Here is a 16135-nt window from a genome sequence, read left to right on the forward strand (position 1 = left end):
CGCTCCCGGGTCAGTCTCAACCCCATACCCGTTCCGGCATACACCGGCTGCTTGCTGCAATCCAAATCCGTTATCCCGCACCTCAATCACCAGGTCCTCCCCCCTCCCGCAGGTAAGCAATCTTCACCCATCCTTTTTCCCGCATGCCCGACAAACCATGCCTGATAGCATTCTCCACCAGCGGTTGCACCAGCATGGCAGGCAATTGCACAACCTCAGCATCCAGCCCCTCATCCTTTTCAATGGTATACATAAAGCCAAACCGCAATTGCTCCAGCTGGCAATACCGGTCCAGCATGCACAACTCCTGCGACAATGTAAACGGTTTGTCGCCTTTACTGTGTTCTATCGTTTGTCGCAACAGCTCCCCAAATTGCGCCAGATAAATATTGGCTTCCCGATATTGCTGAGCCCCCACCAATCCGGCAATAGAACTAAGGGCATTGTATAAAAAATGAGGATTCAGCTGCAGCTGTAATCGATGCAACTGTTCCTGCATCACCGCTTTTGCAGTCGCCTCTTTGCGCATCTTTTTCCGGTGTGGCAGGTACAACATTAGTCCGGCACCCACACACAGACCCAAAACCAACAAGGCCACCCAAACAGGCTCCTGATACCAATAACGCCCCATCGGCACCTGTACCACCTGACTCCTGGTACTAAATGGATAACGTATCACCAATTGATGCACTTTACCGGCAGGCAATGGCGGCAGCCGAAGCAAATGCCCCGTCCGCAACCAACCCTGTGGCCAGGCTACACCATCTTCATTCAACACGCTGTATTCCATACAACTGTCACCCAATCCTTTGGGCCGCAACAAATACAACTCGGCCGTCATGGCCGGCGCCAATACAGGCAATCCACCTGTCATCGGCTGCCACATATACTTACTGCCCTGCCCATGGCCCACAGCATACACCCTCGCCCCCAAATCCTGCGTATCCCGCAATGGCTTCAGCATTACCCCACCCAGCTGAGGTGTCATGGCCTGCCGCTCTACCCGCAACATCCGCCAGCCAGCCCGGCTGCCTGCCGTCCGAAACCAACAATCAAATGCCGCCCCTTCCTCCAACAACGTGTCCAGTATCATATCATCTGCAGCTACAGTTTGCCATCGCTGCGGCAACGCATCCACCGGCACAATGGACATCTCCACTGCATCCAGCCAGTATCCATTTTCAGCAGCCTCCCACCACAGCAAGCTGCCACGGGCTGTAACCACCGCACCACCCAGCAGCATGCGAAATGGCGCATCATACAGCAACAACCGCCGCTGCTCCCGATCTACCTGCGCTTCCACTACTCCCGGCAACAATACCGTAATCCGGTCCGTCACCAATAATGTATCCGAAGAAAATGCCGGCACTGATGACAGCTGCAACAACAAATACAACAAACAGATAAAACGTAGCATGAGCATGGGTGTGATTTGATGTCATAAATGTAAACAGCAAAATACCCGCATGCAATACCAAATACCGGCTCATAACTACCAAATTCCGGCTCAAATCAACAGGCACTATCAACTACCCCCTTCAACCAACTCCCAACCCCTAACTACTAATTACCAATCCCTAATTACCAATCACACTCCCGCCCCCCCCAAATTCCTAACTACTAAAACCTAATTCCTCATCCCCAATTACCAATCCCTCCCGTCAGCAATCAAAAAAAAATATTCACCGAATTCCACTCCAACCCTACCAGATTTCACTTCCATACTACCAAATCCCAGAAAAGCCCCTGACAGCTACACTCCGGGGCTTGATTATCCCATTTCTGTTTTGAAAGATTTGCTTTTCAAACCACCTGAATCCGCCTGTCATGACTCGCTACTTCCCATTCCTGTTGTTGGCCAGCATCTGCCTTTGCTGCCTGTTCTTACCCGGCTGCCAAAAAATACACAATGGCAATACACATCTAGCCCACAGCCACTGCCTACAGAACAATTGTTGCAAAAAATCAACGCCCGTTATCCATCCCTTTCCACGGCAGAAATCAACAATATAGAATCCGTTACTACCTATTCCTACAATGGCCACACCTACACCCATATTACTTTCTATACCCACAACAACCAGCTGCAAAGCATGGTCATCGATAGCTATTATACCACTGCCGGTAACATTCTGGAAACCACCTATCGCTGCGACAGCAACTTCTGTACTTGTCAAATCGTCATCGAACAATCTGAAAAAGGAGAAGTCACCATCCGCTGCTCCTGCCCCCCCTGCACCATGACCATTCAATAAGTATGCGCATACCAGGCTCCGCCGAACACCTGTAGAAAAAAGTAGGCCCATCTCCGCACACCCGGTCACATAAAGCCCCGTGGGTGACCGAACCCAGGCATAGCCGAACACCTGTAGAAAACAGTAGGCAATGTTCAAAAAATGGGGTGGACCATTCTTAAGCCCTACCAGCAAAAGCATAGCCACCCCCAAACCAACACATCATGAAAAACAAATCCCTTTTCTTGGCCATCCCGGCATTGCTCCTCATGGCCATCGCCATTTTCGCTTTCAGCAAACCACAGCCCGCAGCTAAAGCCACCCTCACCGAACAATGGTTCAAATACCAGGGCAATATCAATGGTGGCGGCACCACCAATCCCGCCAACTTCGAACCCATCAGCGCCCCATCCTGTTCTGGTGATGCTGCTCTCTGTGCCATCCATGTGCTCTCCGATGGCGAAGCCGAACCCCGCCCCGATGAAACAGCACTGCTCAACATGCAGACTGAAATCAACAACGCGGTGTCTTCCGGCACACCTACCTCCGATGTAGCATTGGAAGATTAATGCCGGCAAAAACAGGGAGGCTGCCTTTCGGCAGCCTCCTTTTCTCATCAACGCTCATTCTGCACAACCCCGCCCATAGCTACAACTACCATGGGCAACAATGCCGTCACCCGCTTGCTATCAGGCTTCAATACATACTCGTTATTGTCCAATTGACGGCGCAATCCTTCTTTCCATACACCCGTTTGCCAATACCGCCGGATATCCGGCCAACGCAAGCCCCGGTATGCCAGCTCCAGCCTTCTTTCCAACCGGATACGCTCCGCCAGCTGCCCCGGATCCTGTATATCCAGCGGCACCCAACTGCTGCGCTTCCAACGCTTCTCCAGCAACTGGTTCAATGCCCCCAATGCACCTGCCCTGTCCCCCAATGCCAGTGCCGACTCTGCCCGTATCAGGTACAACTCCCCTGTCGTCAGCCCGTCAAAATACACGCCACTCACCTGGCCGTCGTAATTGCCCTTGAAATTGTACAGTCCATCCGGCTGCCGCTGCCAGTACAACCCCTTCCGCAAATCGTCTGCAGCATACAATTTGTACAATCCCGTATCTACCCTCGATACATTGTTCGATATACCAGCCGACATCGTACTGTGATACAACACTTCCGTATTGAACCGCTGAAAAGGCACCGTCGCCGATGCATTCAGTGTAGCATAATCCAACAAGCTCCCCTGCATCTCCAACCCCGCTGCCGATGCTTTCGCCGCCAATACCATATCCCCCATCTGCAATGCCACCCTCGCCAGTAATGCCCATGCCGCAGGCTTTGAAGCCCTCGTCAAAAAACGGGCCCGCTCCGGCAGCAACCACACCGCCGCCGTCACATCCTTTACCATCTGCTCATACGTACTGGCAATACTGCTCCTTACATACCCCGCACCAATATCTTCTGTCAATACCAGCGGCAATCCAAATCCGTTGTCCGCCATTCCTGTTTGATAGGGCACCGCAAACAACTGCGCCAACCGGTAATAACTCAGGGCCCGCAAAAACAACGCCTGCCCCCGCACATCACGTACAGCCATTTGTGCCGTATCTGCCACCGGCATCCGGTCAATCATCGCCAATACCGTATTCGCCTGATATACCCGCCGGTAACAAGCCATCCACTGCGCTGCATTGTCCGCAGCATCTCCCCATACATAATTCTGCCGGGCAGCCTCATTCGTTACAGCAGCATAAGCACTACTGCTTACCTGCACATCATCACTGTACAAATGCGTCGCCCACATCCAGTTGCTGTTCACAATCGTCACATTGTCCAGCAGCGCCTGTGCATCCTGCACCGTCACCGGCACCGTCGCCGTCTTATCCGGCCGCTCATCCAAAAACTTTTCGCAGCCCGTCAGCAGCCCGCCAACCAATAGCAATATCAGTATTTTATGTTGTTGCATATGCTCTCTTTTACAATGAAAAAAATATCCCCTCACATCCAAACACTCACACCCACACCCACACCCCAAACCACCAACCATCAACCATCAACCATCAACCACCAACTACCAACTACATCCCAACCCTCAACCCCACCGTCCACGCCAACGGCTGCCGCAATCCATCCGGCCATTCCGGATCCACACCCCGGCTATTGGCCTTGTACAACAATATCCCCGGCTGCCATAGTCCATACCAGTTGCACTGCTGCAACTGCAGCCGCTTACACCAGCGTTTCGGCAAATCATAACTCACCTGCACATCCTGCAACCGTATGCTATTGGCCCGCTCCACCAGTACCGTACTGTTGCTGTAAAAATTATCCCGCAAACTGCTGTTCGGATAAAGCATCGAGGGCACCTGCGTCCGCAACTCATCTCCCGGCTGCTGCCAGCGCTTCGCCCAGTCGGCATGCGTCACCCAACTGGCAAACAGGTTTTGATAATGCACCGACCGGTTCCGGTAATAATGCCCCCACTTCCACAATACATTCACAGAAAGCTTCCAGCCTCCACGGCCAACCGACGGTCGCACCGACCCGAAAAAATCAGGCCTCGAACTCCCATGAAACCACAAAGAGTCCGACACCGTGCTGCTGATAATCGTGCCATACTGCTGACTCGCCATACCATCCAGCCGCCCCACCGGATTGCCCGTCGCAGCATCCAATCCCGTCATCACATAACTGTACACTCCGTAGGCCGGAAAACCCGCCCTCGGGTTGATGGTCTGCTCCATCCCCACCAGGGTATTGCCCACCGTACTGCTCAACGGATACTCCGTAATCAAACTCTTGTTCCAGTTCAGCAACCAGTCAATGCGCAATTCAGTTTTGCCCCGCAGCAAGGCCGTCATCAACTGCACATCCACCCCCCGAACCCGCATCCGGCCCGCATTCATCGTCACCAGACTCTGCCCCGTCGTCGGATCCGGCACCACCGGTATCAGCAAATCCTTCGACCGCTTCTCATACCACTCCACACTCCCCGTTATCCGCTGCTGCCACATCGCCACATCCATACCCACATTCCACTGATACACCTGCTCCCACCGCAAAGCGGCATTGGCCGGCGTACGGATACCCGCATACGGCTGGTTCACAATACTCCCTGCCGCAGGGTAATAGGTAATCGTAGTCAGCGGCGACACACTGTTGTCTACATTACCACTACTGCCATAAGTAGCCCGCAGCTGCCATCGGTCTACCCATTGCCAGCGCCACCACGCCGCCGCCGTAGGCTGCCAGCCCAAGCCCACCGAAAACAACGGCACGCCCCGCTTATTGGTGCCTACCCCCAGCAAATTGGCGGCATCCTTCCGCACACTCATATTCAGCTGGTATTGCCTGCGCCACTGCAAGCCCGCATTGCCGTACACCGACACAAACCGGTCCGCCAATCCCGACTGCGCCTGATTCACCGGCAGCTGGCTCGCCGCCCCCACATTGCCATACAACGGATATACCTGCAGGTAATTCACCTGCGCCGAACTCAAGGTCTGCGCATCATACCCGTAATACCGGCCCGCAGCACTCCGGCTGTCCATCTGCCGCAGCTCCGCTCCGGCTATCGCATGCAGCCCCCAGTCATGCCGCTCCACATCCGTATTCAACTGCAGCCGCCATTGGTTCAGCAACTGCCGCCCCTCCTCCCGGTCCAGTATCCCGCCGGCAGGCAAAGCACTCGTCACCTGCCCGTTTTGCAGGCTGCTAAACCGGTTCCGCAAATTCCGCACATAATACGCCTCCCCATCCCAGGCCTGCTCCCGCTGCTGCCAACCCTGCTCCTGCTGCCAGCGCAGCTCCGCCTGCACATAACGGTGCAATTGCAACCGGGCATGCATCCGCAGCACCACATGCTGCTGCCCCCGCTCCGTCAGCTGCAGCTCCCGCTCGGCCAACGGATAGTATTTCCACATCGCCAGCAGACCGCCACCAGCCGTATCTGTATAGCCCTGCCGGTAATCTTTTTCATACGGCACCGCCACCCCATCCGCATCATAAAACGCATAGTAAGGATAAATCGCAGTCGACTTTCCGCCACCAATCGACAGCTCCCCATAGCCACCGGCATTCCGCTGCCACTGCTTCGTACCCGTAAACAGCATGCCCGCCCCCAGCTCCAGCCGTTTGTTGGGCTTGCCGGTCAGCTCCAGCCGCCCCGTCAGCCGCTCCTGCCCGTCGCCCTGCAGGCTGGCCGACTGTCGGTTATAACTGCCACTCAGCAGCATGCTCAGCTGCGGCCCGCCCATCGTCAGCTGCACATGGTGCTGCTGCATACCCGCCGGCTGATACACATGCTCCAGAAACGACCGCCGCACATCTCTTGCCGCCCACCCTTCCAGCGTGGCGGCTACCGTTGTGGCATCCACCAGCCCCAGCCGCTGCCGCTGCAGCAACTCCACCACCGGCGAAACCACCGGCCGCGTCGTCGTATTGTTCAGCGCCGCATTGAAATACCCCTTCTCAAACAACCATTGCTCCGTGGCTATAAAATCGGCCGTGCCCATCACTGGCAGGTCCATCAGCCTCGGCACCGCCGTTTGCGTATACTGGCTGTTTACCTGTACCCGCAATGGCTGCTGCATACCCGCCTTCTTGGTCCTGATCACAATCACGCCATTCCCTGCCCTGGCACCCCAGATACTGGCCGCAGCGGCATCCTTCAAAATGGTCACATCCAGCACATCCTCCGGATTGATGTTCGACACATCCCCCGCATACGGAAAATTGTCGAGTATCACCAGCGGATCGGTCATCGATTGCCGCAGGGTACTCACCCCCCGTACCGATATACTCCGGTTGCCGCCACTGCTCGTACTCGTCAGCACACTGCTCGCCACCCCTTCCAGCCGGCTCAGCACATCCGCCGACACACCCCTGTTCAGCAAGGCCTGCCCCACACGGTCAAAGGATCCCGTACTTCGCTCCCGCCGCAATTCCTGCATGCCCGTAGTCACCGTTACCGCCGCCAGCGTGGCATCCAGGGGCTCCAGCATCAACCGTAGCTCCTGCCCGCTGTCTCGCCGCCCGATATACCGTATCAGCGGCGCATAGCCCGTAAACGACACCAAAAGGGTATCACCCGTCCAGCGCACCGGCACCACAAACCGCCCCGCAGCATCTGCCGTCACCTGCTGCCGGTCCCGGTATTGTAAAATCGTGGCCCCCGGCAAGGGCTTGCGGTCCTCCGTATCCAGCACCTGCCCCCGCAGCATGCCCCGGTCGGGCAATTGCGCCCCAGCCGTCATGGTGCACAGCAGCCCCGCCACTGTCGCACTCTTCATCCATCTTTTCATTCCGTAGTCAGTTATGTTTTGGTGAAAGAAATTGTACTCATCGGTCGGCAAACACCAACACCCGTTGCTGCGCCATTACCGGCCGCACCTGCAGGTTGTACGCCCGTAGCGCCGTATCCAGCAGCTGCACATCACGCAGCACCCGCCGCTCCAGCACCCACGGCATGGCCAGCGTATCCGGTAACACACTTTGCACATACGGCAGCCCCTCCTCCGACTGCTGCAGCAAGCCCAGCAAACCCCGCAGGTGCTTGCCCCGGTAATGCTGTTGCGCATCGTACACCGGCGACGGGCCCGCCATCCCCACCGGCCGCAAACTGTCCGCCACTACCAGCTCCAGACAGGCCAGCTCCCGCCATTCCATCCGTACCCGCAGGTCCAGATAACCGTTCAGTATCTCCAATACCCTGGCCTGCCGCCGCTCCACCGGCAGGCTGTCCGGCAGCACCACTTCCAAACAACGGTTGTACCGCCATTTCCAGGCACCCTTCTCTGGTATACCCACCGGCATTTCCAGCTCCGGCCGCCTTGCGGTTTCCCATACCACCAGCGATGGCGGAAAACCCACAAAAGCCCCCAGCAACATCTTATACATCACCGCCGGCGAAAAATTGATGAAATACGTCCGCACCATCCGCCCTGCCGTATCCCGCTCCGTACCAAACACCGGCTGCACTCCCGGCAGCATCGGCCCGAAAGCACTGTGGCTAAATGCCGCCACCGGTGCCAGCACCGCATGCTCAGCCGACCACTGCAGCAACGGCACCCGCCGGTCAAAATCCCATACATCCGCCTTCACCGGCCAGCGGTCTATCTTCCCCGCCTCCACCTCCGCCCAGGCAGCAGCCCCAAAACTGTCGGTATTCGTAAGGGCCCGTACTACCCCATGGCCATCAATCCACACCACATGACTCAGCAACCGGTGCGGAAACAACTGCTGGCACACACTGTCTGCCGCCAGCATGGGCAGCACCACCCCTTTTTGCCGCTGCTGCGCCATCAGCTTCTGCATCACCGGCCACGGCTGCGGCGATACCACAAACGCCTGCACCGCCCCCTTCGAACACTCCACCAATTGCTGCAGGGCGGGCAATGCCTTTACACAACTGCCACAATCACTGCGCATCAGCTGCAATACCGTCCACGGCCTTGCCGCCTGCACCTGTACCTGCAAATCATTCTTGCCCAGCGCCGCCCACAACGCCGCCGGCACCCTGTCGCCCCGCTGCAACGGCAGCAACTGCCCCATGGCACTCCCCCACAGGCATAGCATGGCCACCAAGCCATACACACGTATGCTCATCATCATAAAATGTTTTGTCGGAACCGTGGGGCTCCGGATAAAAAATGAAAGGATAACCGACAACAGACAGCCCTCAGGCCCCCACGATAGGCCTGCTAAACGTAATGCCATGCTGATCCCGATAACTATCGGGATGTCAAAGCATGGATGATAATCCAGTAGCTGTCTGCTACATATCTGCAGTGGTCATTACTGCTGTGGTGATTACTGCTGTGGTGAGCCCGTCGAACCACAGACTCGAACCACCCTCTGCAGTGGTAAGCTCTGCTGTGGTGAGCTCGTCGAACCACAGTTTGCAAAGCCGATCCCAATAGCTATCGGGACCACAAACCACCAACCATCAACAATCAACTAAATCGGATTCTTCGGCTTCTTCGCAAAAAGCGTTTGCAATAAATGCAGGGCCAGGTGTTGGTATCGTTTCTCCATAGCAACAGTTGGTTGTGTGAGTAAATAACCCATGGAGACAACACCCAAAAAGTAGGCGTGGAACTCCACTTACCGCTCTGAGGCCCTAGGAAAGCCCTGCCACGAATAAGGGAGCCCACGCCGTAACGTGAGCTCTTCACTTATCATCTCGTGGCATTGAAATTTCCTAGGTTTCAGAACGAGACTTAAAGCGAATTGCTTTATTATTTTTAGAATTACTCTTCTAAAGACAAGTTTACAATTGCTGAGCTAAAATAGAAAAAAGATTATACTTTAATTACGTTTAGTAACTTTTTTATTTACGTTTTAATATTTTTTACATACTTAATGTAAATTATTCATAACCATTTAAGAAACCGAAGTGAACTTTAGCTATATATCAATTCTAATGGCTAAAACTTCGAAAACGCTCCAAGAAAAAGATCTTGAACTATTAGGTATAAAGTCTCTAATTGATGGCGGAAGAATTACAAAGATGGCAGACTTCATGAAGTTATCGCCTACAAAACTTGCCAAGGCTTTGGGAATTAATTATGGTAGATATATGGCAAAACTTGCCCACCCAGAAAAGTTCACAGTAGGTGAAATCGTAAAAATGGCTGCAACATTAGAAGTCGATAAACAGGTGCTATTTAATATAGCAAGTCAAAGTATCTAACCATTTTCATTATCGCATCTTATGGCTACAAATCATAAACGACATTCACTAAAAATGACCTGTAATTAGTTGGTGTACAAATGGAGCCCAAAAGCGTTGAAAATATTTTAGCAACTATTGGTGAAAATCTAAAAAAGGCAAGAGAATCCAGGGATAAAAGCCTAAGAGAATTAGCATCCGATTGTGATATTGACCATAGTGCTATTGCAAAAATCGAAAAGGGGCAGACCAACGTAACAATTAAAACACTGCATGTTCTTGCAGAAGCGCTAGAAATAGAATTTACGGTTCTTTTAAAGGGTATATAGACTTTATAAATCCACGGAATCATTTCTGTGGTCAATACATAAACAAAAGCCTACCTGCTAGAGCCCCCCAAAAAAATGAGGAACTGCTATTAATACGCAATCAGCGACACAAAGGGAGGCACTGGACCAACAAAACAACTGTTTCGCAAAGGCAGTAAGCGGGGCCATTAGGTTTGCAATGTCCTGTTAGCTATCGGTTTTTGGGATCTAGTCAAAAAATGCATCAGCATGAATTTACCTCCACTCCTTTAATACAATGAGGTATTTGAATGCCTGAAAACAATTTTTGATTTGAATAAAACATTCTAGCCTCTTTATTCCTCCAGATAAAGAAAAGATTGAGGAGGTAGAAGATGATAATCTTCTTTCAAACAAAGAGGTGCTTTATACTTTTTTGTGCTTTTTATTTTAATGGCATACCCCATTTCACGTTTAGCAAAATATTTATAAAAGAAATCTTCATCAATACCTGCGTAGCGTTTAGTTTTTCTCCATAAATCGGTCAAAGTATCATTGATGATAGAATCTATTTCAAATTCACCAATCACTTTTTGCATTGGCGAAGATGCATAAACCACCACGGTTTTTATTTCCCGATTTTTAAAAATAGCTTTTCTAAATTCGTACTTCTTACTTCCGTCAAATATCCTCTCAGCAAATTCTGGCTTAATAGACAACAATACTTTCATTAGTTGAAGTTTGCTTTAAAATGACTAAAAACTGTTCCTTCGTAATTTTCTTCAATCCCCTTAGTTCATTGTCAGCACCTGAAATAATTCCAAGCTCTAACAATGTTTGTCGGTTCATTCGTTTGCCCAATTGAAAGGAATAAACATAAAGGAAATTGATAATAAAAGGTCGATAATAGGGATTCCAGTCCCAATACTTTTTTAACTCTTCATTGCTAAAAACACTTCTTTTTCTACACTTAGAAATAAAGTCGGTCTCATCTTTAATTTCATCGATTTTATCTTCTGCAATGGCAATAGTAGTAATGACACTGCTATAATAAGCACTTTTTCCTTTTTCGGCTGTCCTATAAAATACGATGACATCACCCCGATTTATTCCCCTTTCAATTGAGCGGCAAATATACACTTTACTTAAGGCGTTCCGGTGAGGTTCGTGTTCAATGAAATTTTGAGGTGATTCGGTCCTCAAAAAAGAATCAGGTAACAATTCAGTATGATATTCAGGATATATAGGGACAAGGAAAATACTGTTATTGCTAATACCAATAAATGGAAAAGTCAATTTTGGATTTTCAATATTAAAATTTGGTTTAAAATCACGCACATAAACCAATTCAGCGCTATTTCCTTTAGTCCCATAAGGCGCAAATCCCCAATCTTCCAGTAAGGCAATCAGGCGTTTTTGTTCATCTCGTTTATCAAAAATGGTTACATAGATTTCTTCAACTTTTTGAGCAATGGCATTGTCAAATATTATTTTCATAAACCGCTCGCCCAACCTTACACCATTGCTTACCACTTTAAAGGTTCCAACTTTTAATCTCTTTTTAGGTTTGAACGAAGGGGTAATATCTGAATAAGGTTCGTCTTTATCTTCTGTTTTCAGGAAAAGAAAAGAAAGCAGTTTGCCGTTTTCGCTGTTACTTGTAACATAAACCTTATCGTTCGCTTTTTTATGAAACCACTTATCGAAACCCGGGTAATCTTCCTTTAGCGTATCAAAGAAAGGGTCGTCTAAATCCAGTTCACCAAACAATCTTTGCTGAACACCTAAAACCTGATATTTAACCAATTCAGGGTTCTCGGCATAAATTTTTTCAAGGAACGAGTTTATTGTATAAACACGGTCAGCAATATCAAGGTCTGCTGCTTTGGTATGTATTTTCTTGTCCTCTGAAATAAGCAGATCAACCCTGCCAACATATACTTCATTTAAAAGTTGGGTATCGTTTCTATCATTGTCGTTGTGGTCATATTTAGCTGAAACTTGTTTTACTTCTTCAGGCATTGCAGCTATGGTAAGCAGTTGCTCATAGCTTTCTAATTTTATCCTGAATGTTTCAACGGTTATATTATTCGGATTCTTTTCAATTTCATGAATTGTAACAGGGTGAATACACTTCTGATATTTCACTTTGTCGAGCCACTTGAATAAAATTCCAATGTCCTGATTAAAGACCCTTCCAGCTTCTCTGTGAATGATAATATTTGTGTCTAATAGGGCTTTCATATGTTAATGTTATTATGCAATTCGTATTTCTCCATCTGCAAAATGGATTTGTTATTATTCTCAGAAAGCCAAGAAAAATATCTGTCTAAACCAGCATTTGTCAAATTAATCGAATACTCAATTCCCATAATACCCAATACAAAATATAGATTATCAACTTGATGTATTCCGTTGTCCATTGAAGAGATCTCAGGAATTAAAAAATCATACTCATTTAACTTTTCGGAGTATGAATTTGATTCTTTACAATAGTCAATTTGATTTTCACTGTCAATTCTTCTTATATGATAAGGCCATATTGCATAGCCCTTGCCGTATCTTACGAAATTCCTTAGCTCATCTAAGCTATTATTTTGAATAAAGTCATCTTGCCAGTTTTCAATTGAAGAAACTCGTTGAGCAAAAGCTTCAAGGGCAATTAAACCAAGAAATTTGGAAACATTTATATTATTCCTTGGTGGTTCAGGGATTACTGGAACAAAAAGTTCGTTACTATTCAGAATAGTATTTAAAGTCTTTTCATCATTATAAATTACTTCAATTATGTTATCACCTTTAGGTGAAAAGTTAATTTCAATAATGTCTTTACTCTTAGTGAAACCACTAACAGAGGGTATTTTACCCTTTTTGTTTTCAATCATTATCCTGCCCCTTAAAGATTTAAAATAGGGCATCTCTAAAACTGCTTTTTCAATTTTGCTTCCGAAATAAGAATTACAATTATCGCAAACCACTCCCTTTGGAAGTATGTTATTTTTATTTCCCAAACTTTCAGGTATAATATGCTCTACAGATTTAGAGTTGGCGCTATCGTTCTTGCAAAAAATACATCTCATTTTTTGTATCCGATTTTAGTTAACAACCACAACCAACCTTTATTCAACTGCGAGGTAATTATGGGTAGTATAAAATATATGAGTGTAACCAAAGCAATACTTAGTGCTATATAAATTTCAATTGGTAGTTCATTCCAAACTTTTTGCAGAGATAATTTTGGATTGGCTGATGCACGGAATCCTGGAATAAATAAAAGTACACCACAAATTATGTTTATTAAAATTGCCAAAGCATACTGACCAGGTCCAATTCGTTCCATTGAATAAATTGAAAAGAAAGAAAAGGAATTTGCAAATTCCTTTCTATCTGAAACTTTGACTTCCTTTTTATTGAATACCACTAATAATTCATCTTTTTTTACTCGCTTGTCACCGAGGTATTTATTGAAAGAGTCATATTCTAAAGTTCTGACATTTTTTAATGAAGAATTGTCAAAGAAGACAATATCATACTTGTTAGGTAGAATATTGAATGAAAAGCTACTCTTTATCTTGCAAAATTCCTTATCACTAAAAAATACAACTTCGTCATCTGGAATGTTCCTGCGTTCATTCACCTTTATATCGTAAATGATAGTGGATTTGCTAATTCCCTTTTTTCGCATTGAGATATAAGGAATCGTTGGTTTAATCCAAAACCTGAAATATACATTTGGCTTTTCTGCTGAATCGTAATCTAAATAAGGCTGTAGATTAATAGTGGCTGTTATGAGTTTGTCAGAGGTTTTATCTATCGTTACTGGAATAACGCATAGTTCGTTTCTATCTGAAAACTTATGTATTACGCCAAGTTTATTCCTCCCACCATCTAAAGAATTTGTAGTGCTAATTGAATCATTGAAAATAAATCTGCTATTTTCTGCAATGCTTAACTTGTCGTATAAATCCATTACTTCACAATTTTTTGTGAACCAAGGAATAAATACGGAAATTGAAAGTTGATTTGATGTGATTGATTCTTTTGTCACTTCAAAGCCGAACTCAACTAATGAACTGTCATTGTTAAATTCCCAAGTGCAAATGTGAAAACGCTCAATTTGAACAGGTCTATTCTTTTCACTGAATATGAAGAATGAATTATCCATCTTACTTTACACTAATATTTTTTATTATCAGTCCGTCTTTTAATGACTAAGTATTATTGAAAATTAGCCGCCTATATATCCGATTTTGAAAACACTCTTTTGTGGCACATCTACATTTAATTAGACTTATCTCCTTTCAATTATTGCTTCGTACAGTTAACTTCTCCAAAAGTCACTTGAAACAACATCACGCTATTAGACTTTTGCAAAGTCGAACAGACTATCAATGGCTTTGCAAACCGCAGCCAACTGCATTCGCTTTCCTGTTCAAGGTTCACCCCAGTCAATAACAATTCATAGTGCATTGTATGTTACTGTTTTAAATATAAAATAGGGAGCTTTTCCAGTCGGGTACAGGTACACCGTAGGGCAGGCGGAACACCGCCAAGCCAATTACATCATCACGCTCCCCTACAGTAACCTTACCAAAACGGGGATAGCTTGGTATTAAAACTCAGTAATTATGCGGTAATGGCAAAATATTTTTTATCGCAAACGGGGTTATGCAAAAAACAAACGTCGTGCTACTTCTCTCACAAACCATGTAGCTTCATCCCAAGCAGCAGCTTGGCAATACCTGGTATAATTCCACGCCAACCCTCCGCCCCGGTTCGTGGCTCATTTACCAAGCCCATCATACAGCTACAAAAAACCAATAACCATTACTGCATATACCGCCACTCCCATGGCGCAACCGGTTGTTTATCTGCCCACAGGCCAACTTGGGCAGTACGGGCAGCCAGCTCCAGCTTCGCCCAGGCAGCGTTTTGGTCATACCGGGTATAATGCCACGCCAGCCCTCTCACCAGCCAACCTACCAACCTATCCACTTACCAACCCAAACATATTACCACAACAAGTCAACCCGCCACACAGAGGGAGGCGCAGGCACGGCCATCCCGATAGCTATCGGGAGCCCGGAGGTTTCGGGTTGGCCTTGTCCCGATAACAATCGGGATTTTTGGTACTTTTTGCATCAAGGCAAAAAGTACAAGACTAACAATAACCACCTTCATACGCATCCCAAGAACCAACACCACGCACCTGTCATCTATACCCCCTTTCCTACTCTAATATTCACTTCCTGATGTATAAAGAACTATCCAAAAAAACGGACAGCACTTAAGTGTGCTGCCCGTTCATAATATAAACCCTTCTAAAGTGCCCATTTATTCAGGTAGCCGGTTTACTGCCGCCACCAGCAATACAATAGCCAATGTCAGCATCAACAATCGGGCATTCTCCCCTCTCGCTGCCACGCACATATTGCCGGCACAAAATCGCACCTCATCTTTTGGCATTCTTATTTTTTTTATTTGCATAAATTAAATGTTGAATGAAAAATAACCCCACACCAAGCCCGGAGCGATAAGCATTGTAGAATAACAAATGGCATTGGCGCCCCAGATACACCAATGCCATTTCGCTACACGAGTACATCTACAATTGTGCGGGTACCGCCATCTCTTTTAACGTTCGCAATACCCAATTCACGGACAGTCAGAGTGCTATAATCCTCACTCCTGCCTATATCCCGCCCATTGTCCGACCGCAGGGTAAAATAATACTGGCCTGCAGAAGTGGTGCGTCGGTCATAATACGGATCGTACGGCGAATTCCGTTGACATATCTCAATAGCCCTGGTACAATCCGCTAGGTGATGATACCCCTCACTACTGTGCAAGATGGTTTTGTAATTCGTGTCCCGCAGCCGAAAACGCCACTGGCCACTTACGTCCCTGTAACGCTCATATCTTGGATAACTCATCACAACCTC

Annotated in this window: 13 protein-coding genes; 4 read left to right on the top strand and 9 right to left on the bottom strand. The window is 47.9% G+C overall.

Translation table 11 applies throughout. The features are described from left to right. Positions 1 to 82 precede the first annotated feature (82 nt). Positions 83 to 1423 carry a sensor histidine kinase gene (locus tag GLV81_RS09455; protein WP_157478649.1) on the bottom strand — a complete coding sequence of 447 codons (1341 nt, stop codon included), beginning with the start codon at positions 1421 to 1423 and terminating at the stop codon, positions 83 to 85. A gap of 532 nt (positions 1424 to 1955) precedes the next feature. On the opposite strand from GLV81_RS09455, the gene GLV81_RS09460 reads away from it, so the two are divergent. Further along, positions 1956 to 2255: a hypothetical protein gene (locus GLV81_RS09460; protein ID WP_157478650.1), complete on the top strand. Its 300-nt coding sequence runs from the start codon at positions 1956 to 1958 to the stop codon at positions 2253 to 2255. A 203-nt stretch (positions 2256 to 2458) separates the two neighbouring features. Continuing rightward, entirely contained in the window at positions 2459 to 2803 is a 345-nt protein-coding gene (locus GLV81_RS09465; protein WP_157478651.1) for a hypothetical protein, read from the top strand. A gap of 47 nt (positions 2804 to 2850) precedes the next feature. On the opposite strand, the gene GLV81_RS09470 is transcribed toward GLV81_RS09465, so the two are convergent. From GLV81_RS09470 to GLV81_RS09480, 3 genes are all read right to left on the bottom strand, one after another. Beyond that, positions 2851 to 4200, bottom strand: coding sequence for a RagB/SusD family nutrient uptake outer membrane protein (locus GLV81_RS09470; protein WP_197429064.1), 1350 nt, complete (start codon positions 4198 to 4200; stop codon positions 2851 to 2853). Positions 4201 to 4312: 112 nt separating this feature from the next. Then, the gene (locus tag GLV81_RS09475; protein ID WP_157478653.1) at positions 4313 to 7537 is read right to left on the bottom strand and encodes a SusC/RagA family TonB-linked outer membrane protein; all 3225 of its coding nucleotides are present in this window, start codon (positions 7535 to 7537) and stop codon (positions 4313 to 4315) included. Positions 7538 to 7574: 37 nt separating this feature from the next. Beyond that, positions 7575 to 8846, bottom strand: coding sequence for a hypothetical protein (locus GLV81_RS09480; RefSeq protein ID WP_157478654.1), 1272 nt, complete (start codon positions 8844 to 8846; stop codon positions 7575 to 7577). 811 nt (positions 8847 to 9657) lie between these two features. On the opposite strand from GLV81_RS09480, the gene GLV81_RS09485 reads away from it, so the two are divergent. Together GLV81_RS09485 and GLV81_RS09490 are read left to right on the top strand one after the other, a co-directional pair. Continuing rightward, on the top strand, positions 9658 to 9927 hold the full coding sequence (locus GLV81_RS09485) for a hypothetical protein (RefSeq protein WP_157478655.1): 270 nt from the start codon (positions 9658 to 9660) through the stop codon (positions 9925 to 9927). A gap of 80 nt (positions 9928 to 10007) precedes the next feature. After that, positions 10008 to 10235: a helix-turn-helix domain-containing protein gene (locus tag GLV81_RS09490; protein WP_157478656.1), complete on the top strand. Its 228-nt coding sequence runs from the start codon at positions 10008 to 10010 to the stop codon at positions 10233 to 10235. A gap of 314 nt (positions 10236 to 10549) precedes the next feature. On the opposite strand, the gene GLV81_RS09495 is transcribed toward GLV81_RS09490, so the two are convergent. The 5 genes from GLV81_RS09495 to GLV81_RS21730 all read right to left on the bottom strand — a co-directional run bounded on the left by GLV81_RS09495 (position 10550) and on the right by GLV81_RS21730 (position 16126). Beyond that, positions 10550 to 10924: an ASCH domain-containing protein gene (locus tag GLV81_RS09495; protein WP_157478657.1), complete on the bottom strand. Its 375-nt coding sequence runs from the start codon at positions 10922 to 10924 to the stop codon at positions 10550 to 10552. Further along, complete coding sequence (locus tag GLV81_RS09500; RefSeq protein WP_157478658.1) at positions 10902 to 12437, bottom strand: PIN domain-containing protein; 1536 nt, start codon at positions 12435 to 12437, stop codon at positions 10902 to 10904. The genes GLV81_RS09495 and GLV81_RS09500 overlap by 23 nt, the downstream gene beginning before the upstream one ends. Beyond that, positions 12434 to 13273, bottom strand: a complete 840-nt coding sequence (locus GLV81_RS09505; protein ID WP_157478659.1) for an HNH endonuclease — start codon at positions 13271 to 13273, stop codon at positions 12434 to 12436. Before GLV81_RS09505 ends, GLV81_RS09500 begins: the two co-directional genes overlap by 4 nt. Continuing rightward, positions 13270 to 14358, bottom strand: coding sequence for a hypothetical protein (locus GLV81_RS09510; protein ID WP_157478660.1), 1089 nt, complete (start codon positions 14356 to 14358; stop codon positions 13270 to 13272). Before GLV81_RS09510 ends, GLV81_RS09505 begins: the two co-directional genes overlap by 4 nt. A gap of 1426 nt (positions 14359 to 15784) precedes the next feature. Next, a complete protein-coding gene (locus tag GLV81_RS21730; protein ID WP_157478661.1) occupies positions 15785 to 16126 on the bottom strand; it encodes a YegP family protein in 342 nt (113 codons plus the stop codon). Positions 16127 to 16135: the final 9 nt, after the last annotated feature.

Origin of the sequence: Phnomibacter ginsenosidimutans, from assembly GCF_009740285.1 — a bacterium.
Lineage (GTDB): Bacteria > Bacteroidota > Bacteroidia > Chitinophagales > Chitinophagaceae > Phnomibacter > Phnomibacter ginsenosidimutans.

What these genes read in the sequence shown, in the direction of transcription:
- GLV81_RS09485 (WP_157478655.1), top strand. Translation starts at nt 9,658, where the DNA reads ATGGCTAAAACTTCGAAAACGCTCCAAGAAAAAGATCTTGAACTATTA.
- GLV81_RS09510 (WP_157478660.1), bottom strand. Translation starts at nt 14,358, where the DNA reads ATGGATAATTCATTCTTCATATTCAGTGAAAAGAATAGACCTGTTCAA.
- GLV81_RS09480 (WP_157478654.1), bottom strand. Translation starts at nt 8,846, where the DNA reads ATGATGATGAGCATACGTGTGTATGGCTTGGTGGCCATGCTATGCCTG.
- GLV81_RS09505 (WP_157478659.1), bottom strand. Translation starts at nt 13,273, where the DNA reads ATGAGATGTATTTTTTGCAAGAACGATAGCGCCAACTCTAAATCTGTA.
- GLV81_RS21730 (WP_157478661.1), bottom strand. Translation starts at nt 16,126, where the DNA reads ATGAGTTATCCAAGATATGAGCGTTACAGGGACGTAAGTGGCCAGTGG.
- GLV81_RS09470 (WP_197429064.1), bottom strand. Translation starts at nt 4,200, where the DNA reads ATGCAACAACATAAAATACTGATATTGCTATTGGTTGGCGGGCTGCTG.
- GLV81_RS09455 (WP_157478649.1), bottom strand. Translation starts at nt 1,423, where the DNA reads ATGCTCATGCTACGTTTTATCTGTTTGTTGTATTTGTTGTTGCAGCTG.
- GLV81_RS09495 (WP_157478657.1), bottom strand. Translation starts at nt 10,924, where the DNA reads ATGAAAGTATTGTTGTCTATTAAGCCAGAATTTGCTGAGAGGATATTT.
- GLV81_RS09475 (WP_157478653.1), bottom strand. Translation starts at nt 7,537, where the DNA reads ATGAAAAGATGGATGAAGAGTGCGACAGTGGCGGGGCTGCTGTGCACC.
- GLV81_RS09490 (WP_157478656.1), top strand. Translation starts at nt 10,008, where the DNA reads ATGGAGCCCAAAAGCGTTGAAAATATTTTAGCAACTATTGGTGAAAAT.
- GLV81_RS09500 (WP_157478658.1), bottom strand. Translation starts at nt 12,437, where the DNA reads ATGAAAGCCCTATTAGACACAAATATTATCATTCACAGAGAAGCTGGA.
- GLV81_RS09465 (WP_157478651.1), top strand. Translation starts at nt 2,459, where the DNA reads ATGAAAAACAAATCCCTTTTCTTGGCCATCCCGGCATTGCTCCTCATG.